This is a genomic window from Comamonas sp. w2-DMI (assembly GCF_040187735.1).
Taxonomy (GTDB): domain Bacteria; phylum Pseudomonadota; class Gammaproteobacteria; order Burkholderiales; family Burkholderiaceae_C; genus Comamonas; species Comamonas terrae.
The window spans coordinates 158,680-177,782 of the sequence record NZ_JBANEL010000009.1 but is presented as its reverse complement, the minus strand read 5'-3'; the positions used below and the strand labels follow the sequence as shown (position 1 = coordinate 177,782).

The 19,103-nt window shown below is 68.6% G+C and carries 15 protein-coding genes; 3 read left to right on the top strand and 12 right to left on the bottom strand.

Features of this window, described 5'->3' with window-relative positions:
* Positions 1–122 precede the first annotated feature (122 nt).
* The 5 genes from V8Z74_RS12005 to V8Z74_RS11985 all read right to left on the bottom strand — a co-directional run bounded on the left by V8Z74_RS12005 (position 123) and on the right by V8Z74_RS11985 (position 4,153).
* On the bottom strand, positions 123–1,421 hold the full coding sequence (locus V8Z74_RS12005) for a dihydroorotase (protein ID WP_066477565.1): 1,299 nt from the start codon (positions 1,419–1,421) through the stop codon (positions 123–125).
* A gap of 146 nt (positions 1,422–1,567) precedes the next feature.
* On the bottom strand, positions 1,568–2,554 hold the full coding sequence (locus V8Z74_RS12000; protein WP_370671031.1) for an aspartate carbamoyltransferase catalytic subunit: 987 nt from the start codon (positions 2,552–2,554) through the stop codon (positions 1,568–1,570).
* Complete coding sequence (pyrR, locus tag V8Z74_RS11995; protein WP_066477556.1) at positions 2,533–3,051, bottom strand: bifunctional pyr operon transcriptional regulator/uracil phosphoribosyltransferase PyrR; 519 nt, start codon at positions 3,049–3,051, stop codon at positions 2,533–2,535. The genes V8Z74_RS12000 and pyrR overlap by 22 nt, the downstream gene beginning before the upstream one ends.
* Positions 3,048–3,557, bottom strand: coding sequence for a Holliday junction resolvase RuvX (gene ruvX, locus V8Z74_RS11990; RefSeq protein ID WP_349709426.1), 510 nt, complete (start codon positions 3,555–3,557; stop codon positions 3,048–3,050). The genes pyrR and ruvX overlap by 4 nt, the downstream gene beginning before the upstream one ends.
* Positions 3,554–4,153, bottom strand: coding sequence for a YqgE/AlgH family protein (locus tag V8Z74_RS11985; protein WP_066477544.1), 600 nt, complete (start codon positions 4,151–4,153; stop codon positions 3,554–3,556). The genes ruvX and V8Z74_RS11985 overlap by 4 nt, the downstream gene beginning before the upstream one ends.
* 22 nt (positions 4,154–4,175) lie before the next feature.
* Here V8Z74_RS11985 and V8Z74_RS11980 point away from each other — a divergent pair, with 22 nt between their 5' ends.
* The gene (locus tag V8Z74_RS11980; RefSeq protein WP_349709425.1) at positions 4,176–5,690 is read left to right on the top strand and encodes a cryptochrome/photolyase family protein; all 1,515 of its coding nucleotides are present in this window, start codon (positions 4,176–4,178) and stop codon (positions 5,688–5,690) included.
* Positions 5,691–5,792: 102 nt separating this feature from the next.
* On the opposite strand, the gene V8Z74_RS11975 is transcribed toward V8Z74_RS11980, so the two are convergent.
* The 6 genes from V8Z74_RS11975 to V8Z74_RS11950 form a co-directional block, all read right to left on the bottom strand.
* Entirely contained in the window at positions 5,793–12,029 is a 6,237-nt protein-coding gene (locus tag V8Z74_RS11975; RefSeq protein ID WP_349709424.1) for an Hpt domain-containing protein, read from the bottom strand.
* Positions 12,030–12,202: 173 nt separating this feature from the next.
* Complete coding sequence (locus V8Z74_RS11970; protein ID WP_066477529.1) at positions 12,203–14,464, bottom strand: methyl-accepting chemotaxis protein; 2,262 nt, start codon at positions 14,462–14,464, stop codon at positions 12,203–12,205.
* Positions 14,465–14,484: 20 nt separating this feature from the next.
* The gene (locus V8Z74_RS11965) at positions 14,485–15,012 is read right to left on the bottom strand and encodes a chemotaxis protein CheW (RefSeq protein ID WP_349709423.1); all 528 of its coding nucleotides are present in this window, start codon (positions 15,010–15,012) and stop codon (positions 14,485–14,487) included.
* A 13-nt stretch (positions 15,013–15,025) separates the two neighbouring features.
* Positions 15,026–15,391 (bottom strand): response regulator, encoded by a 366-nt coding sequence (locus tag V8Z74_RS11960; protein WP_066477523.1) that lies wholly within the window; start codon positions 15,389–15,391, stop codon positions 15,026–15,028.
* The gene (locus tag V8Z74_RS11955) at positions 15,391–15,789 is read right to left on the bottom strand and encodes a response regulator (RefSeq protein ID WP_066477521.1); all 399 of its coding nucleotides are present in this window, start codon (positions 15,787–15,789) and stop codon (positions 15,391–15,393) included. Before V8Z74_RS11955 ends, V8Z74_RS11960 begins: the two co-directional genes overlap by 1 nt.
* A 75-nt stretch (positions 15,790–15,864) precedes the next feature.
* Complete coding sequence (locus V8Z74_RS11950) at positions 15,865–16,017, bottom strand: rubredoxin (protein WP_066477513.1); 153 nt, start codon at positions 16,015–16,017, stop codon at positions 15,865–15,867.
* Positions 16,018–16,132: 115 nt separating this feature from the next.
* On the opposite strand from V8Z74_RS11950, the gene thiD reads away from it, so the two are divergent.
* Both thiD and hemL read left to right on the top strand, forming a co-directional pair.
* On the top strand, positions 16,133–17,101 hold the full coding sequence (gene thiD, locus V8Z74_RS11945; RefSeq protein WP_349709422.1) for a bifunctional hydroxymethylpyrimidine kinase/phosphomethylpyrimidine kinase: 969 nt from the start codon (positions 16,133–16,135) through the stop codon (positions 17,099–17,101).
* Positions 17,085–18,389: a glutamate-1-semialdehyde 2,1-aminomutase gene (hemL, locus tag V8Z74_RS11940; protein ID WP_349709421.1), complete on the top strand. Its 1,305-nt coding sequence runs from the start codon at positions 17,085–17,087 to the stop codon at positions 18,387–18,389. The genes thiD and hemL overlap by 17 nt, the downstream gene beginning before the upstream one ends.
* Positions 18,390–18,453: 64 nt before the next feature.
* Here the strand turns inward: hemL and V8Z74_RS11935 are convergent, their stop codons facing one another.
* Positions 18,454–19,059: a DNA-3-methyladenine glycosylase I gene (locus V8Z74_RS11935; RefSeq protein ID WP_349709420.1), complete on the bottom strand. Its 606-nt coding sequence runs from the start codon at positions 19,057–19,059 to the stop codon at positions 18,454–18,456.
* Positions 19,060–19,103 lie beyond the last annotated feature (44 nt).

Here is a 19,103-nt window from a genome sequence, read left to right as displayed (position 1 = left end):
GCGAGAAAGGCTCCCTTGCTCCGCCATGCGCCACCAGGCCCACGGCACATATCCGCGGCGCGGCCCCGGCCTGTGTGGCCCGAGCCCGCCGCTCCGCCCTGCAGCGAGGCTATCGAAGCGACTCAGAGGGTATTTTCAAAAGCAATACGGCCGTCCACCAGCGTGCAGCGCACGCGGGCCGGCAGTTCGTAGCCGGCAAACGGCGTGCTCTTGCCCTGGCTGGCCAGGGCCTTGCCCTCCACGGTCCAGGCGGCGTCGGGGTCGACGATGCACAGGTCGGCCACGCCGCCCTCCTGCAGGCGGCCCAGCTGGCCCAGCTGTTCGCCCAAGGCCTGGCCCAGCACGGCCACGGGCGCCGAGGTGACCACGGCCAGCGCGCGCGCCAGCGGCACGCCGTGGTCGCGGCTCCACTTCACGGCGACGGACAGCAGCAGTTCCACGCCGGTGGCGCCGGGCTCGGATTCGGCAAACGGCAGCACCTTGGCATCCTCGTCCACGGGCGTGTGGTCGGAGACCAGCGCGTCGATGGTGCCGTCGGCCAGTGCGGCCGACAGCGCATCGCGGTCGCGCTGCTGGCGCAGCGGCGGCACCAGGCGCGCGCTGCTGTCGAAGTAGCCGATGTCGTTCTCCGTCAGCAGCAGCGAGTTGATCGAGACGTCGGCCGTCACGTTCAGGCCCTCGGCCTTGGCGCGGCGCACCAGCTCCACGCCCTGGCTGCTGGAGATGCGGCACAGGTGCACGCGCGTCTGCGAGCCGCGGATCAGCTCGAAAATGGTGTGCAGCGCAATCGTCTCGGCCGCCACGGGCACGCCGGACAGGCCCATGCGCGTGGCCAGCGCGCCGCTGGCGGCCACGCCCTTGCCCAGGTCCTTGTCCTGCGGGCGCAGCCAGACGGCGTAGCCGAAGGTGTTGGCATAGCTGAGCGCGCGGCTCAGCGTGGTGACGCTGGACAGCGGCACATCGGCCTGGCCGAAGGCCACGCAGCCGGACTCGGTCAGCTCGGCCATCTCGGTCAGCACCTCGCCCTTGAGCCCCACGGTCAGCGCGCCCATGGGGAACAGGCGCGACTTGTGCTGCTTCTCGGCGCGGAATTTGAGCATTTCCACCAGGCCCTGCTCGTCGAGCACGGGGTCGGTGTCGGGCGGGCAGACCAGGCTGGTCACGCCGCCGGCCACGGCCGCGGCCATTTCGGACTGCAGCATGCCTTCGTGCTCATGGCCGGGCTCGCGCAGGCGCACGGCCAGGTCCACCAGGCCGGGCAGCACCCAGCAGCCGCTGGCATCGATTTCGCGCTCGGCCGCAAAGCCCTCGGGCGCCGCGCCGATGGCGGCAATCCGGCCGCCATCGATGGCGATATCGGCCGGTTGATCAAAGCCCCGGGCCGGGTCCATCACGCGGCCGTTACGGATGAGAATTTTCATGGTTTGCCACCAAACTGGCCGCCAGCCCTTATTTCAAAAGCGCTGGCAGCTATCAAAATTATATTTACTCCTGAACTGCGCTGGGCACGCAGCTCCCGAAACCGGCACCGCCCCACCCGGGGGATGCCGCGCAGCGGCTCAGGAGGTCAAGCCTCATTCCCTGCAACGATGGACATCACAGCCATGCGCACGGCAATGCCGAAAGTCACCTGCGACAGGATCACGGCCTGCGGGCCGTCCACCACGGCGGAGTCGATCTCCACGCCGCGGTTGATCGGGCCGGGGTGCATGACGATGGCATCGGGCTTGGCCAACTCCAGGCGCTTTTCGGTCAGGCCAAAGCTCTTGAAGTATTCCTGGCTCGAGGGCAGCAGCGCGCCGCTCATGCGCTCGTTCTGCAGGCGCAGCATGATGATGACGTCGCAGCCCCTGATGCCTTCCTCGAGGTTGTGGAACACGCGCACGCCCATCTGCGCCATGTCCGAAGGCACCAGCGTGCGCGGGCCGACCACGCGCACCTCGGCGGCGCCCAGCGTGGTTAGCGCATGGATGTCCGAGCGGGCCACGCGCGAGTGCAGCACGTCGCCCACGATGGCCACGGTCAGATTGGAGAAATCCTTCTTGTAGTGGCGGATGGTGTACATGTCCAGCAGGCCCTGCGTGGGGTGGGCATGGCGGCCGTCGCCGGCATTGACCACGTGCACATGGGGTGCCACGTGCTGGGCGATCAGGTAGGGCGCGCCCGACTCGCTGTGCCGCACGACGAAGATGTCGGCCGCCATGGCCGACAGGTTGTCGATGGTGTCCAGCAGCGTCTCGCCCTTGGCGGTGGAGGAACGCGCGATGTCGAGGTTGAACACGTCGGCCGACAGGCGCTTGGCCGCGATCTCGAACGTGGTGCGCGTGCGCGTGCTGTTTTCGAAGAACAGGTTGAACACGCTCTTGCCGCGCAGCAGCGGCACCTTCTTGACTTCGCGGTCGTTGACGCTGACGAAGTTGCCGGCCGTGTCCAGGATATGGGTCAGGATGTCCTTGGACAGCCCTTCGGTCGAAAGCAGGTGGATCAGCTCGCCGTTCTTGTTCAGTTGGGGGTTGCGCTTGTAAAGCACGATCAGGCCTCTTGGATGCGGAATTGGAAAGCGCCGCCTTCGTCGCGAGCCAGCGACAGCAGGCGGTCGGCCGGCAGCGCCACGCGCGCTGCGGCAAAGTCGGCCTGGAACGGCAGCTCGCGCCCGCCGCGGTCCACCAGCACGGCCAGGCGCACGCAGGCCGGGCGGCCGTAGTCATAGAGTTCGTTGAGCACGGCGCGCACCGTGCGGCCGGTGTAGAGCACATCGTCGAGCACGAGGATGTCGGCGCCGTTGACGTCGAAGTCCAGCTGCGTCTGCGCGCTGGTGCTCATGCCGCGCTGGGCGAAGTCGTCGCGGTGCAGCGCCGAGGACAGCACGCTGGGCTTGCCCGGCAGGTTCAGGTCCTTGTGCAGGCGCTCCACGAGCCAGGCGCCGCCCGAGGTGATGCCGGCCAGGCGTGTCGCGGGGCCCATGAGGCGCTGCACGCCGCGCAGCAGTTCGCCGTACAGGGCTTCGGCGTCCAGGATCAGGCTGCCCTGCCCTGCGATGGTTTCACTCATGGAAGACTCCTCAAGAATTGTTCAAGAATGATGCAGGCCGAGGCTGCATCGGCATCGCGCGCGCCGCCGGCCAGGGCTTCTGTGGTGCTGTAGCGCTCGTCCACCTCGTAGACCGGCAGCCTGAAGCGGCTCTGGAGCTGGCGGCCGAACTTCCGGGCACGCGCCGTGTTCTCGTGGGGTGCACCGTCCGGGTGGTAGGGCACGCCGATCACCAGCGCCTGGGGCTGCCATTCGCGCACCAGCCCTTCCACCGCATCCAGGCGCGCCTGCGCGCCTTCGGCCTTGATGGTGGGCAGGGGACTCGCGCCGCCCAGCACCCGGTTGCCCGAGGCGCAGCCCGTGCGCCGGGTGCCGAAGTCGAAGGCCAGGAACTGCTGGAAATGCGCGGGCACCTGGGGCACCTGGGGCACCTGGGGCGCCGCGGCCGCCGGGGCGCCGGCCGCCGGACCGCCGGCCGTTGAAAAGGCCGCATCGGCGGCCTTGTGGGAAGAAGGGATGTCGCTCATGCGCGTCCGGCTTCGGGCGAGAGCATCCAGCGCTGCAGGCCCAGCAGGCCCAGCGCCCGGTCGTACCGTTCGTCCACGGGAGTGTCGAAGATGACCGTGGCATCGGCCTCGACCGTGAGCCAGGCATTCTCGGCGATCTCGGATTCGAGCTGGCCCTCGTCCCAGGACGAATAGCCCAGCGTCACCAGCAGGCGCCGGGGGCCGGCGCCGTCGGACAGGGCTTCGAGCACGTCCTTGGAAGTGGTCATCTCCAGGCCGCCGGGAATGGTCATGGTCGAGGCATAGGCCGATTCTTCCTCGGCCGCGCCCTCGATCACCATGGGCTCGTGCAGCACGAAGCCGCGGTCGGTCTGCACCGGACCGCCCCGGAACACCAGGTCGCCGCGCAAATCCTCGCGCTTGAGGCCCAGATCCACCTTGTGGAGCAGGTCTTCGAGGCTGAGCTTGGAAGGCTTGTTGATAATCAGGCCGAGCGCGCCGCGCTCGCTGTGTTCGCACAGATAGACCACACTGCGCGAAAACGACTCATCTTCCAGACCCGGCATGGCGATCAGGAAATGGTGCGTCAAGTTGATAGGCGCAGTTGCTGCAGACATGCGGCGATTTTACCGGCGATCCATGACTCCTTCGCACCCTGTGGGCTTGATCTGGTTCCGGCGCGACCTGCGCCTGGCCGACAACGCCGCACTTTATGCTGCATTGCAGCAATGTAAAAAACTGTTCTGCGTTTTCATTTTCGACGACAGCATCCTCGCGCCCCTGCCGCATGCGGACCGGCGCGTGGAGTTCATCTGCCAAAGCCTGGCCGAACTGGACGGGGACCTGCGCGCCGCCTGCGGGCGGCAGGAAGCCGGGCTGATCACGCGCCGCGGGCTGCCGCAGGACATCATTCCCGAACTGGCACGGCAGCTCGGCGCCGATGCCGTGTTCTGCAACGACGACGACGAACCCGCCGCCCTGGCGCGCGATGCCCAGGTGGCGCACCGCCTGCGTGCCATGGGCAGGTCGCTGCAGCGCAGCAAGGACCACCGCATCTTCGGCCGCGACGAGGTGCTGACCCAGAGCCTGTCGCCGTTTTCGGTCTTCACGCCCTACAAGAACGCCTGGCTGCGCAAGATCACGCCGTTCTATCTATCGAGCTACCCCAGCGAGCGCGATCTCGCGGCGCGCCTGGCGGACCGGCCCGAAGGCGAGCGCAGGCCGGTGCCGACGGCGGCCGAACTGGGCTTCGAGGCCGGTACGCTGGACGGCCTGAAGCTGCCCACGGGCGCCAGCGGCGCACGGGAGCTGCTGGACGATTTTCTGCCGCGCCTGCCGCGCTACCAGGCGGCGCGCGACTATCCGGCGCTCAAGGGCCCGAGCTATCTGAGCGTGCACCTGCGCTTCGGCACGGTGTCGATCCGCGAGCTGGCCCGTACCGCCCATGCATCCATGCAGCGCGAGGACTGGGATGCGGCCGCGCGCGAAGGCGCGGCGACCTGGCTGTCGGAGCTGATCTGGCGCGACTTCTACTTCCAGATCCTGGCCCACCATCCGCATGTGGTGGAGCGCAGCTTCAAGCCGGCCTACGACGCCATCGTCTGGGACAGCGGCCCCGAGGCCGATGCGCTGTTTGCCGCCTGGTGCGCGGGCCGCACCGGCTACCCGCTGGTGGACGCGGCCATGCGCCAGCTGGCCGACAGCGGCTACATGCACAACCGGCTGCGCATGGTGGCGGCCAGCTTTCTGGTCAAGGACCTGGGAATCGACTGGCGGCGCGGCGAGGCGTGGTTTGCCGAAAAGCTCAACGACTTCGACCTCGCGGCCAACAACGGCGGCTGGCAGTGGGCGGCATCCACGGGCTGCGACGCCCAGCCGTGGTTCCGCATCTTCAACCCCGTCACGCAGAGCCAGAAGTTCGACCCCGAGGGCCGCTTCATCGCGCGCTACGTGCCCGAGCTGGCGCGGCTGCCGGCCAGGCTGCGCCATGCGCCGTGGCTGGCCGCGCCCCTGGAGCTGGCCGAGGCCGGCATCACCCTGGGCCGCCACTATCCGCACCCCGTGGTCGACCATGCCGCAGCACGCGAGAAAACGCTGGCCCGCTATGCCGTGGTCAAGGCCGGCGATGCAGGCAGTGCCGCTTCGCACTCCTGAAACAGAAGCGGCTTGCGCTAACCCCATAAGGTTTTCAGCATTGAATGACGCTGAAACCCAGGCAGAGCAGGCGCAAGCCGCTTTGTTTGGAGGAGCAACCATTCAGGGCGCCGCGGCCTGCACAGCCTCGGCCACGCTGGGCTCGGGCGCCGGTCCGCCGCGCTGCAGCGCATAGTGCTGGATCAGGCCCAGCAGCTCCTCGTCCGAATAGGGCTTGCCCAGATAGTGGTCGGCGCCCAGCTCCCTGGCCATCTCGCGGTGCTTCTGCGCGATGCGCGAGGTGATCATGATCACGGGCAGGCCCTTGAGCTGGCCGTCGCCGCGGATGTTGCGCAGCAGATCGAACCCGTCCATGCGCGGCATTTCGATGTCCGACAGCACGACCGTGGGGCGCTCGTCCTGCAGGCGCTCCAGTGCCTGCAGGCCGTCGGCAGCCAGGGCCACGCGGTAGCCTTCGCGCTGCAGCAGGCGCTGGGTCACGCGGCGCACGGTGATGGAGTCGTCCACCACCAGCACCAGCGGCACCGAGGCCTGGCCCTGGTCGCCGCCCGCCGCCAGCAGGCCGGAGCCCGCCTCGCCGGCCGCGGGCTGCTGCGCCTGCCCGGCCTCGGCCACCAGGGCGCGCACCTGCTCGCCGTAGACATTGGCCAGCGCTACGGGGTTGTATATCTGCACCACCGCGCCCGAGGGCAGCACCGACATGCCGGTCAGGCCCGGCAGGCGCGACAGCTGCGGGCCCAGGTTCTTGATCACCACTTCCTGGTTGCCCAGCACTTCGTCCACGTGCAGCGCCACGCGCTGCGCCGCGCTGCGCACGACGACCACGGGGCGCGTGCGGCCCACGGCCTCCTCGCTGCGCAGCGAGGACTGCCACAGCGCGCCGCCCCAGTAGAAGGGCATGACTTCGTCGCCGTCCTGGAACTCATGTGTGCGGTAGGCCTGGTCCAGCGCCTCCAGCGGCGTGCGGCGCACGATTTCCACCAGGTTGGCGGGCACGCCCACCGACATGCGGCCCACGCGCAGCATGACCACCTGGGTCACGGCCGTGGTCAGCGGCAGCACCAGGCGGAAGGCGCTGCCGCGCCCGGCTTCGGAGTGGGTCTCGATGCGGCCGCCCAGTGCGTTCACCTCGGAGCGCACCACGTCCATGCCGATGCCGCGGCCGGCCACGCCGGTCACCTCGGCCGCCGTGCTGAAGCCGGGCTCGAAGATCAGCCGGCCCGCATCCTCCATGGTCATGGCCTGGCCGTCCTGCCAGAGCCCGAGGCCGACGGCCTTGCTGCGGATGCGTTCCAGATCCAGCCCCGCGCCGTCATCCTCGACCGACAGCGCCACGTCGTTGCGCTCCTGGCTCAGGATGATCTCGATGGTGCCCACGGCAGGCTTGCCCGCGGCCACGCGCAGCTCGGGCGACTCGATGCCATGCGCCACGCAGTTGCGCAGCAGGTGTTCGAAGGCCGGCATCATGCGCTCGAGCATGCCGCGGTCCATTTCGATGGTGCCGCCCAGGATGTTCAGGCGCACCTGCTTGCCCATTTCCTTGGAGGTCTGGCGCACCACGGCATACAGGCGCTCGGCCAGCGAGTCGAACTCCACCATGCGCGTGCGCAGCAGGTCGCGCTGCAGGTCGCGGGCCTGGCGGCCCTGGGCCACCAGGTCGTCCTCGGCGGCCGTCAGGTCGCGCTGAAGATTGCGCTGCACGGTGGCCACGTCGTTGACGGACTCGGCCATCATGCGCGTGAGCTCCTGCACGCGCGTGAAGCGATCGAACTCCAGCGGATCGAAGCCGGCCGCCGTGTCCTTGGACAGCGCCAGGCGCGACTGCATCTGGCTTTCGGCCTGCACCTCGACATCGCGCAGCTGGGCGCGCAGGCGCTCCAGATTGCCGGTCAGGTCGTTGAGCGAATTGCGGGCCTGCATCAGGCGTGCGTCGACGCGCGAGCGGGCGATCAGCACCTCGCCGGCCTGGGAGATCAGCCGGTCCAGCAGCTGGGCACGCACGCGCACCGTCTGCTGCGAGGCCGTGCGTGCAGCCGGCGCGGCAGCGGCTGCCAGCGCCGAGGCGTCCAGCTCGTCGTCGGCAGCGGCCAGGGCCTGGGCCCCGGCCTGGCGCAGCGCCGGCACTGCTTCGGCCACAGGCAGCGGCGCGGCCGCCTGGCCTGCATGCAGCGGCTGCTGCGCCACGGAAGCGCTGTCCAGGTGGGCCAGCGGCGTCTCCGGCATCTGCTCGCCAGCCCTGCGCAGCGCATCGAAGCCGGCCTGCATGGCATCGAAGCTGCCCAGCAGAGGCTCTATGCCTTCGGCCGTGGGCTTTTCGGCGTCCACGCGCTCCACGGCGGATTCCAGGCGGTGGGCCATCTCGCCCAGGCGCATGGCACCGGCCAGGCGGGCGCTGCCCTTGAGGGTGTGCAGGGCACGCAGCGCCTCGTTGCGCGCCTCGTCTAGGCTCGGGCGCGCATGCCATCGGCGCAGCGCCGCACCCAGCTTGGGCAGCAGGTCGATGGCCTCTTCCTCGAAGATGGGAAACAGGTCGATGTCGACCTGGTCGAGCACATCGATGTCGTCCTCGTCGGCATCGGGGGCCACGGCCAGGGCTATGGCCTGGTCGATGCGGCGCTGCCGCTCCAGCTCCTGCGCCACATCGGGGGAAGGCACGGCAGCCGGCTCCGCCACTTCCACCGTTTCTGCAGCTTCCGCCAGCGCCGCGGCTTCGGCCTCGGGGGCGGAAAAGTCCAGCGGCACGTCCAGCGGATCGGCCACCGGCTGCGCCACGGCCTGCAGGGCCGTCCAGCCGGAATCGCCGGCCTCCAGCGTGGCGGGGTCGGCGGCCTCGGACTGCTCGGCCGGCACGATATCCAGCGCCAGGATGGCGCTCAGCGCCTCCAGCACCGACGGCAGCGGTGTCTTGAGGAAGCCCGCGGCAAACTGGTGCAGCAGGCGGCGAATCTCGTCCGAGGCATCCAGGCATTGCTGCACATGCGCGGCCGAGGCAAAACCCTGGGGCTGCAGATGCTGCAGCGCATGCTCGAGCTGGCGCGCCAGATCGGACAGGGCCGCGAAGCCCACGGTGCCCGAACTGCCAGCCAGGGAATGGGCCAGCGCAAACGCATCGCCGGGCACGGGCTGCTGCGGATCCTGACGCCATTGCTGCAGCTGCGCATCCAGGCGCGCGGACCACTCGTCCGCCTCGTTGAGGTAGACGTTGTACAGCGGCGTGCTGATGCGCAGGCCGTCGATCACGCGGAAACCGTCATCGGCGGGCACGGTGGCGGGCTCGATCTGCACGGCATCGGGCCTGGGCTCGGCTTGCGCTTCGCCGGCCCCGGTGCCGGTCTCGCTGTCCTGCCCGGGCTGTTGCGCCTGGGCGGCGGGCTGGCCCGCGGCTTCGGCGGCCGGAGGCAGCTCCTGTGCCTCGAACGCAGCCAGCTCGCTGTCGCGCATGGCCGCCTCGAAGGCGGAGAAATCGATTTCCTGCACTGCTTGCGGTTCGGCCGGCGGAATCTCCGCAGCCGCATCGTCGAGCGCCGGCTCCAGCGCCTGTACGGCGGAGGATTCGGCAGCCGTCTGCTCCAGCAGATCGAAAGGCCAGACCGTATCTTCTGCGGGGGCGGCCGGAGCTTGGGGCTCGGCGGGTTCGGCGGCCAGGCCGGCCTGGGCAGACAGGAGGGGCTCGGTCTGCGCCAGCAGCTCGTGGGCGGAAAGCCCCGGCTCCAGCTCCAGCCCGGGCATGGCAGAAAGGGCTTCGGCCGCGGGCGCCGCATCGACCGGCTCGACAGCCGGCTCTGCGGACGCGACCAGCTGCTCGTCGACGGGCCCGCGGCCGCGGCGCGGCACCAGGGCGACCTCGGCGCGCTCGCCGTTCAAACGCATGGCATCCGCCGCCGCGCGGAACGGCGTGGCGGACCAGGCCTGCGCCCGGTGTGACTCCAGGTCCTGGGCCCAGGCGCCGAAGGCCTTGAGCGCGTCGGCGGACAGGTCCTGCATGGGCGCGGGCATGGGCTTTTGCTCGGCCAGCCAGGCATTGAGCATCTGCTCCATTGCCCAGCCGGCCTCGCCGAATTCGTCCAGCCCCACCATGCGCGAGCTGCCCTTGAGCGTATGGAAGGCGCGGCGCAGCGTGGTCTGTTCGCTGAGATTGCCGGGCTCCTCGGCCAGCGCATGCAGCGACTGCAGGCCCGTGGCCACCACTTCGCGCGCTTCCTCGAGGAAGATGGCCAGCAGCTCGTCGTCGCCGTCGAGTTCGTCGGCCGACAGCTCAACGGCTTCGGCCACCGACGCGGGCGTAGGCTCTTCGGCCGCCGGCCCGGGCACGTCCAGCTCCACCGGAGGCAGATCCAGGGCCATGTCCAGCGAAGGCGCCCCCACCTGCGCGCCCAGTGGCGCCACGGCATCGGGCACGGGCACCCCGGCCGACTGCACGGCAGCCGAGACCGGCTCCGGCACGGACAGCGCGGCCGGCGCCAGCGGCGGCTGGACCGGCTCGGGAACGGGCAACGCAGCGACTTCGGCATGCGCGGACGGATCTGCCGCCGCGGCCTGCGCCGGCGCGGCCTCCTTGTCGCCACGCTGGCGCCGGCCAAGGACGAAGCGCAGCTCGCCCTCGGCCTCGTCGTACACGAACAGCTTGCGCGCCATGTTGCGCTGGTAGCTGAGCATGTCGATCAGAAAGCCCATGGCGCCCAGACTGTTGCCCAGCTTCTCGAACACGCGGGCGCGCCCGTCCTCGGCGATTTCGCCCAGGATCAGGTGCTCCACGGTGTCGCGCATGCGCTGCATGGCCAGGGCGGCCTGCTCGAACCCCAGCACCGACAGCACGCCGCGCATCTGCAGCATCTGCCCCGGCACGGCCGACAGCACGCCCGCGTCCTGCGGGTTGCGGAAATACTGGTCCAGGTTTTTTTCGGCTTCGGCCATGGTGGCACGCAGCTCGCCCACCACGGAACCCATGGTCTGGTGGTCGCTGGCCTGGCGGTACAGCTCTTCCATCCAGGGCTCCAGCGGCTGGGCCTGCGCGCCCTGCAGGGCCGACTCCAGCCGCTGCAGCAGGCTGGTGGACTGGAAGGCCAGCTCCTCGTCATCCCGGTCGGGCGTGGCGAACGAGGCCTGCAAATAGAGCACGGCCGTGGCCACTTCCATGGCCAGTTCCGGCGGCGGCGGCTGGCCGATGCGCTCCACGGTCTCGGCCACGCGGATCAGCACGCGCGCCAGCCCATGGCTGCCGGGCTGCAGCTTGACCAGCGACTCTGCCACCTGGCCGAACTGCTCGGCCATGGGCCGGATCTTGCTCTTGTCCCCGCCGGCCAGGGCCGACCAGGTTTCCGCAGCGGCCGCGATGCGCTTGCGCGCCTGCACCAGTACCGCGGGGTCGTAGCGGCCAAAGCGCGCCACCTGGTAGTCCACCAGCGGCATGGCCTCCATCGCGTAGGCGCTTTGCACGGCCTGCAGCGCCGCGCCTGCGCGCTCGCGCGGCCTGGCCTGGGCGCAGAAAAACATCAGGTCCTGCAGCAGGCGCGCCGGCGGCACGCTGTCGCCCTTGGCCATGGCCGCATACTGCATGAGCACGCGCGAAGCCATGCGCTTGACATAAAGGTCGGGCACGAGCATGCCCTGCGCCAGGGCATCGAAGAAGCCGGCCGCAATCTTCCAGAAGCTGCGGGCCGCCACGTCCTGGGGCTGGCCTGCGGCAAAGCGCAGGCACAGCTCGCGCATCTGCGCGGCGGCTTCGCGGTCGTCGCTCTTGACCAGGCGCAGCACCACGCCGTCGAGCATGGCGCGCGCGGCCGGGCCGTAGGCGAGCGGCGCGGGCTGGGGAGATCCCCATTGCGGTTCGCGCGCACGGCGCTCGGGCGGCCACAGGTCGGCCGGATGCACCTTGTCGCTGCCGGCCAGTGCCTGGATGTCCCGGTACTGCGGAAAAAGGGCCACGGCCGAGACGCTCTTGCCGGCCAGCATGGCCTCCAGGAACTCCATCAGCGCGAAATGCGTGCGCTCCAGCGTGGAGGCCGCCTCGTTGGTGCACAGTTCGGGGCGCTGCACGAAGCGGTTCACGGCCGCCTCCATGCCGCGCAGCACCAGCGCCGGCGCCGTCAGCCCCACCATGTCCAGGGCGCCGCAGGCCTGGTGCAGCTGCTGGCGCGCAATGCGCAGCGACGAGGTGTCCAGCGATTCGAGATCCTCGACGCGCGCGGCATCCGCGTCGCGCACGAAGCGGCCCACGGCCTTGGTGGCTGCATCAAGCGACTTGCGCAGCTCGTCCAGCACCCAGGCCAGGGGCCCGAGGTCCTGCTCGCCATGTGCAAGCCCCGCTGCGCGTGTTGGCGAATCGTCAACCACTGACATGCTCAATTTCCTTGACCCCTCAGGAGTCCGTGTTCAGTTATCCAAGCTGCCCGCACGCCGCACACCCCACGCCAGGGACGCCGAGCAAGAGCCGCCTCGCGGCGGGGGCGCCTAGCCGATGGCGTCGTCCCCCTCCGGGGGAAGCCGCGCAGCGGCTCAGGGGGGAGCGTTATCTACGCAATCTTGAATCGGGCCACCGACTGGCGCAGTTCCTCGGCCATGTGGGACAGCTCGCGCACCTGCTGGGCCGTGACCCGCGTCCCCTCGCCGGTCTGCTCGGTCACCGCGAAAATGTGCTGGATGCTTTCGGCCACCACGTTGGCCAGCGCGGCTTCGCGCGAAGTCGAGGACGAAATCTGCTCGATCAGCTCGGCCAGGCGCCGGGACACGCTATCGATTTCGGTCAGTGCCGTACCGGCCGAGTCGGACAGGCGCGCGCCTTCGACCACGCCCTGGGTGGAGCGCTCCATGGCGGCCACGGCATCCTGGGTGTCGGTCTGAATCGCCTTCACCAGCGCCGCAATCTGGCGCGTGGCGTCGGCCGAGCGCTCGGCCAGGCGCTGCACTTCCTCGGCCACCACCGAGAAGCCGCGCCCGGCTTCACCGGCCGACGCGGCCTGGATGGCGGCATTCAGGGCCAACACGTTGGTCTGCTCGGTAATGTCCGAGATCAGCTCCGTGATTTCGCCGATCTCCTGCGAGGATTCGCCCAGGCGCTTGATGCGCTTGGAGGTGTCCTGGATCTGGTCGCGGATCGAGTTCATGCCGCCAATGGCGTTCTGCACGGCCTTCAGGCCCGAGTCCGCCGCCTGCAGCGACTGGCGCGCCACCTGGGCTGATTCCTGGGCCTGCGTCGAGACCTGGTTGATGCGGCCGGCCATGTCCAGCACCGACTTGCCGGTTTCGCGGATCTCGCGCAGCTGTTCGTTGGAGGCGGCCAGCAGCTCGGTGGAGTTGGCGTCCACCTGGGCCGTGGTCTGGGCCACGCGCGTGGCCGTGTTCTGCACGCTGCCCACCAGCGCGCGCAGCTCTTCCACGGTGTAGTTCACCGAGTCGGCGATGGCGCCGGTGATGTCCTCGGTCACCGTGGCTTCCTGGGTCAGATCGCCCTCGGCCACCGATTGCAGCTCGTTCATCAGGCGCAAGATGGCCGCCTGGTTGGCGTCGTTGATGCGCTTGGCTTCCTGCTCCTGCAGGCGGGCATCCTGCTGGTGGCGTTCGGCCAATTGCTGGCGCGCCCGGCTGTCGAGCAGCTGCACGCGGGAGATGCCGATGCCGCACAGCAGCGCCACCACGATGGCCAGGGCCAGCGCGGCGAGCTGCAGCGGGCCGGCGCCCGAGTTGCCCTGCAGCGCGCTCTGCAGCGCTTCGAGCTGGCGGCGCAGCGGCTCGCTGTCGGCGTTGATGACGGTCTGCGCTTCGCGGGCCGACACCAGGCCCTGCAGATTGCCCAGGATGGCGCTGGCCTGCGTGCGCGTGGCGTCGTACTGCTTGATCAGCGTTTCCAGCTGCTCGCGGGTCTGTGCGTCGCGCGTGGGCGCCAGGCGCAGCTCGGTGCTGCCGTTGAGCAGGCCTTCGGCGATTTCCTTGAACGAGTTCAAGTCCTTGCCCAGCAGGAACACGGCCTCGGGGCTCACGCCTTCCAGGGTCTGGAATTCGTTGGCCGACTTGCCGATACGCTGGGTCAGCATCACCAGCTGGCCCGAGGCCGCGATCTCGGCGGCGCCCGCGCCCTGCTGCAGCTTGAGCGAGGCAATGGTTTCGGCGATTTCCAGCAGGTCCGAGGACTGGCGGTTCACGGTGCGCAGCGCATCCCCCACCTGCGTCAGCACCTTCTGCTGGCCCATGATGAGAGCAGCGCTTTTCTCGGCACGCTCCATCAGCGGCACGATGGCCGCCACATCGGCCTGCAGTTGCTCGCCGCCCAAGGCGTTGACACCCATGTCGGCATCGCCCGAAGCCAGGGCGCGCACGTTGCGCGCCAGCACGCCGGCGCTGTCCTTCACGTCCACGAAGGCCGCGGGCGCACCGGTCATGGCCTGCGAGACCGACTTGGCCAGCCGCTGCGACTGCATCAGCGCCTGGCCGGTCGCGGCCAGCTGCTGGTTGGAATTGTTGGCCGTGCGCAGCATCCAGGCCGCCAGGACCACCAGCACCAGCACCGCGATGCCCAGCATGGTGAACAGCGTGCGCTGATGCCGGGTCACCGGCGCCTTGCCCAGCACGGGCAGGCTCACCAGCTCGTCCACCGGCAGCGCATCGGCGTCAGCATCGCTGCGGCCTGCCAGCGGGTCGCCCTGCACGCTGTTGAGCGAGCCGTCGAGCGCATACATATCCTGGTCGACGGTGTCGCCCAGCATGCTGTTGCCTGCGCTGGCTGCAGGCTCGGCGGGCCGGCGTTGGAACCACTGGGTGAATCGTTGGGCTAAAGACATGGCGCTGTATCCAGAAACGCTCAAGCACGAATGCTCAAAAACTTGGTGGTTTGCGACAGGCGCTGCAGCTGCAGCTCTTGCCAGCGGCGGCCTGCGCTATCGATGTGGACGGGTCCGAAAAACGTGGGCGAGCGCGGCGGCGCAGCCTCGTTGTGCACGAAGGCGTCGGCAGCGCGCAGGCCCTGCAGGCGGTCGACCAGCAGGGCCGCGTTCACTTCCAGCGAAGGATTGAATGCCAGAAGGCTAGCCTCGGCCAGCGCCTGCTCGCTGCGGCCCTCTCCATGGCCGAGCAGCTGCGCGAGATCGACCACGCCGGCCAGGGTGCCGCGCAGGTTGGCAATGCCCAGGAACCAGGGCTGCGTATAGGGAACGGGCTGCACGCCGGTCCAGGGAAAGATCTCCCCGGCCTGGCTCAGGGGCAGCAGATAGTCGCGCCCGCCCGCCTGCACCGCGAGCCAGGCCGCCACGGTGACGCCTTCGCTGCGCGCTGCCTGCAAACGGCCGGCCAGACGGGATTGGAGATCTCGGAGGGCTTCGCGGTTCGCCATGGCAGCGACCGCCTCAGTTCAGCGCCGCGATCTTGGCCTGCAGCTCGGCTGCATCCACGGGCTTGGTGATATAGGCCTTGGCGCCCTGGCGCATGCCCCAGACGCGATCGGTCTCCTGATTCTTGCTCGTGCACATGATGATGGGCACGTCGGCATACAGGGGATCGCGGGAAATGGCGCGCGTGAGCTGGAAGCCGTTCTGCCCGGGCATGACCACGTCCATCAGGATCAGGTCCGGCTTGTCCTCGGCCAGCCGCTGCATGGCCTCGTCGCCGTTTTCCGCCGTGCGCACCTTCAGGCCCTGCTTCTGCAGCAGATCCGTCAGATACATCAGTTCGGTCTTGGAATCGTCCACGACCAGCACCTTTTGAATAGTCATCACGCTGCTCCTACAGCCTGCCTGCCGAACTGCACCACGGCCTGCAGCAATTGGTCTTTGGTAAAGGGTTTGGTGAGGTAGTCCTGGCAGCCGACCATGCGGCCGCGTGCCTTGTCGAACACGCCGTCCTTGGAGGAAAGCATGACCACCGGGGTATTGGAGAAGCGAGCGTTGCGCTTGATGATGGCGCAGGTCTGATAGCCGTCGAGCTTGGGCATCAGAATGTCGCAGAAAATGAGCTGCGGCTGATAGTCGTTGACCTTGGACAAGGCATCGAAGCCATCGTCGGCCAGCAACACTTCGTAACCGCCTTGCTTGAGAAAAATCTCGGCGCTGCGGCGGATGGTGTTGCTGTCGTCCACCACCAGCACGCGCAGGGGCGTGTCGGATGTCGTCACAGTGAAGTCCCTCCCAGGATTGCCATTTTTTCGGTGCAGGTTCATCCCGCACTCGGTTTTCAGAGCAGTGCGCTCTTAGATCTCCACCATCTCGAAATCGTCTTTGCGGGCGCCGCATTCGGGGCATGTCCAGTTCATCGGCACATCCTCCCAGCGTGTATTCGGCGCAATGCCATGTTCGGGGCAGCCTTGCGCCTCGTCATAGATCCATCCGCAGGTCAAACACATCCAAGTTTTAGGGTCGGTCACAGCTTAAAGGGCCTTCACATAGAATGCAACGATTGTATCTAGTCATTACCCCGGCCTTCACCCTTGCATTCCCGGGTGCAAACTGGGGTGCGCCATGGCATCGAATCCCCCCTCCTCCACTTCCAGCCCCAGCAACAACGAAACCCCGGCCGCCGAAGCGCCCCCGGTCTGCGTCCTGGTTTTCAACAGCAGCGACCCCTCGGGCGCGGGCGGCCTGTCGGCCGACATCGCCACCATCGCCTCGGTCGGCGGCCATCCGCTGCCGGTCGTAACGGGCGCCTACGCTCGCGACACGGCGCGTGTCTACGAGCATTTTGCCCTGGACGACGAGGCGCTGACCGAGCAGGCCCGCGCGGTGCTGGAGGACATTCCCGTGGCGGCGATCAAGGTGGGCTTCGTCGGCAGCCCGGGCAACCTGGCCGCCATTGCCGAGATTTCCTCGGACTATCCGGACATCCCCATCGTCAGCTACATGCCCGACCTGTCCTGGTGGGACGACGACAAGCAGGACGAGTACCTGGATGCGTTCAAGGAACTTGTGCTGCCGCAAACCTCGGTGTTGGTTGGAAACCACAATACGCTGTGGCGCTGGCTGCTGCCGGACTGGGAGCACAGCCGCTCGCCCACGGCGCGCGACATTGCCATCGCTGCCGAAGCGCTGGAAGTGCCCTATGTGCTGGTCACCGGCATTCCGCTGCCCGACCAGTTCGTGGACAACGTGCTGACCACGGCCCAGACCGTGCTGGGCAACAGCAAGTACGAGATGTTCGACGCCACCTTCACCGGTGCCGGTGATACGCTTACGGCCGCGCTGACGGCCCTGATCGCCACCGGCAACGACCTGGGCACGGCCACGCTGGAAGCGCTGGAATACCTGGACCACAGCCTGGACGCCGGCTTTCGCGCCGGCATGGGCCACTATGTGCCCGACCGCCTGTTCTGGGCCCAGCCCGAGGAAGGTGAAGAGCCGCCCGCCGAAGAGGCCGTGGCCGAGCCCGACAACGAACCCGACACCAAGCCCATCGAAGGCTTTGTGATGCCCTCCCATGACACAAAACACTGATCTGAATATTGCCCTGTTCGAACGCGCCAAGCAGGTGATCCCCGGCGGCGTGAACTCTCCCGTGCGCGCCTTCGCAGCCGTGGGCGGCACGCCCCGCTTCGTGCAACGTGCGCAAGGCGCCTATTTCTGGGACCAGAACCAGCAGCAGTTCACCGACTACATCGGCTCCTGGGGTCCGATGATCCTGGGCCACGGCCACCCCGAGGTGGTGGCGGCCGTGCAGGCCGCGGTGCTCGAGGGCTTTTCCTTCGGCGCGCCCACCGAACGCGAAGTGGTGCTGGCCGAGAAGATCCGCGCCCTCATGCCCTCCATGGACATGGTGCGCATGGTCAGCTCCGGCACCGAAGCCGGCATGAGCGCGCTGCGCCTGGCGCGTGGCTTCACGGGCCGCAACCGGATCATCAAGTTCAACGGCTGCTACCACGGCCATGCCGATGCGCTGCTGGTCAAGGCCGGCTCGGGCCTGGCCACCTTCGGCGCCTCGTCCTCGGCCGGCGTGCCGGCCGACGTGGCCAAGGACACCGTGGTGCTGGAGTACAACGACGTGGCCCAGCTCGAGGAGGCCTTTGCCAGGTTCGGCAGCGAGATCGCCTGCGTGATCATGGAGCCGATTGCCGGCAACATGAACTTCGTGCGCGCCACGGTGGAATTCACGCGCCGCATCCGCGAGCTGACCCGGGAACACGGCGCGCTGATGATCTACGACGAGGTGATGACGGGCTTCCGCGTGGCCCTGGGCGGCGCGCAAAGCCTGTACGCCAGGGAGATCGCCGGCTTTGCGCCCGACATCACGGTGATGGGCAAGGTCATCGGCGGCGGCATGCCCATGGCGGCCTTCGGCGCGCGCCGCGAGATCATGGAAAAGCTCTCGCCGCTGGGCCCGGTCTACCAGGCCGGCACGCTGTCAGGCAACCCGATCGCCACGGCCTGCGGCCTCAAGACGCTGGAGCTGATCAGCCGCCCGGGCTTCCACACCGATCTGCACCTGAAGACCGGCCACCTGATGCAGGGCCTCAAGTCCGAGGCCCAGGCTGCGGGCGTTCCCTTCAGCGTGGACTGGCAGGGCGGCCTGTTCGGCTTCTATTTCCTGCCCGAGCTGCCCAGGACCTATGCCGAAGTCATGAAGACCGACGGCAAGGTATTCAACAAGTTCTACCACGGCATGCTGGAGCGCGGCCACTACTTCGCGCCCGCACTGTACGAGGCCGGCTTCGTGAGCGCCGCCCACACGGACGAAGACATCGACCGCACGATCGAGGCGGCGCGCGAAGTGTTCAGGACGCTCTGAGCCTCTGCCCACGGCCGGCCCGAAGCCCCGCGCATTGGCGCGGGGCTTTTTTGCATCGGCTCGCTCAGCGCGGCGGATTGAATGCGGCCCGCGCCTGCTCCACCTGGACGCGCGTCGCGCAGCCCGGCGCGTGGTCGTTGACCATACCCATGGCCTGCATGAAGGCATAGACCGTGGTGGGGCCGACGAACTTCCAGCCGCGCCTTTTCAGTTCCCTGGACAGGGCCTGCGACTCGGCCGTCTGCGCCGGAACCGCCTCGCCCGTGGACGGGGCGCCCGGCATATAGCGCCAGAAGAAGGCGGCCAGCGACCCCTCCTGCGCCACCATTTCCTGCGCACGCCGGGCATTGTGGATGACGGCCTCGATCTTGCCGCGGTGGCGCACGATGCCGGCGTCCTGCACCAGGCGCTCGACGTCGGCCTGGCCGAACTGCGCCACGCGGTCGAAGTCGAAGTGGGCGAACGCCGCGCGAAAGTTCTCGCGCTTGGCCAGGATGGTGTACCAGCTCAGGCCCGACTGGAAGCCTTCGAGGCTGAGCTTCTCGAACAGGCGCCGGTCGTCCGCGACCGGAAAGCCCCATTCATGGTCGTGGTAGTGCACGTACAGCGGCGAGCCCTGGCACCAGAAGCAGCGGTCCTGCCCGTCGGCAAAAGAAAGTGTGTGGGACATGCGCCCACTGTACGCAAAGCGGGGGGCAGCGGGCGGGAACCCGA

What these genes read in the sequence shown, in the direction of transcription:
- V8Z74_RS12005 (WP_066477565.1), bottom strand. Translation starts at nt 1,421, where the DNA reads ATGAAAATTCTCATCCGTAACGGCCGCGTGATGGACCCGGCCCGGGGC.
- pyrR (WP_066477556.1), bottom strand. Translation starts at nt 3,051, where the DNA reads ATGAGTGAAACCATCGCAGGGCAGGGCAGCCTGATCCTGGACGCCGAA.
- ruvX (WP_349709426.1), bottom strand. Translation starts at nt 3,557, where the DNA reads ATGAGCGACATCCCTTCTTCCCACAAGGCCGCCGATGCGGCCTTTTCA.
- V8Z74_RS11985 (WP_066477544.1), bottom strand. Translation starts at nt 4,153, where the DNA reads ATGTCTGCAGCAACTGCGCCTATCAACTTGACGCACCATTTCCTGATC.
- V8Z74_RS11980 (WP_349709425.1), top strand. Translation starts at nt 4,176, where the DNA reads ATGACTCCTTCGCACCCTGTGGGCTTGATCTGGTTCCGGCGCGACCTG.
- V8Z74_RS11975 (WP_349709424.1), bottom strand. Translation starts at nt 12,029, where the DNA reads ATGTCAGTGGTTGACGATTCGCCAACACGCGCAGCGGGGCTTGCACAT.
- V8Z74_RS11970 (WP_066477529.1), bottom strand. Translation starts at nt 14,464, where the DNA reads ATGTCTTTAGCCCAACGATTCACCCAGTGGTTCCAACGCCGGCCCGCC.
- V8Z74_RS11965 (WP_349709423.1), bottom strand. Translation starts at nt 15,012, where the DNA reads ATGGCGAACCGCGAAGCCCTCCGAGATCTCCAATCCCGTCTGGCCGGC.
- V8Z74_RS11960 (WP_066477523.1), bottom strand. Translation starts at nt 15,391, where the DNA reads ATGACTATTCAAAAGGTGCTGGTCGTGGACGATTCCAAGACCGAACTG.
- V8Z74_RS11950 (WP_066477513.1), bottom strand. Translation starts at nt 16,017, where the DNA reads ATGTGTTTGACCTGCGGATGGATCTATGACGAGGCGCAAGGCTGCCCC.
- thiD (WP_349709422.1), top strand. Translation starts at nt 16,133, where the DNA reads ATGGCATCGAATCCCCCCTCCTCCACTTCCAGCCCCAGCAACAACGAA.
- hemL (WP_349709421.1), top strand. Translation starts at nt 17,085, where the DNA reads ATGACACAAAACACTGATCTGAATATTGCCCTGTTCGAACGCGCCAAG.
- V8Z74_RS11935 (WP_349709420.1), bottom strand. Translation starts at nt 19,059, where the DNA reads ATGTCCCACACACTTTCTTTTGCCGACGGGCAGGACCGCTGCTTCTGG.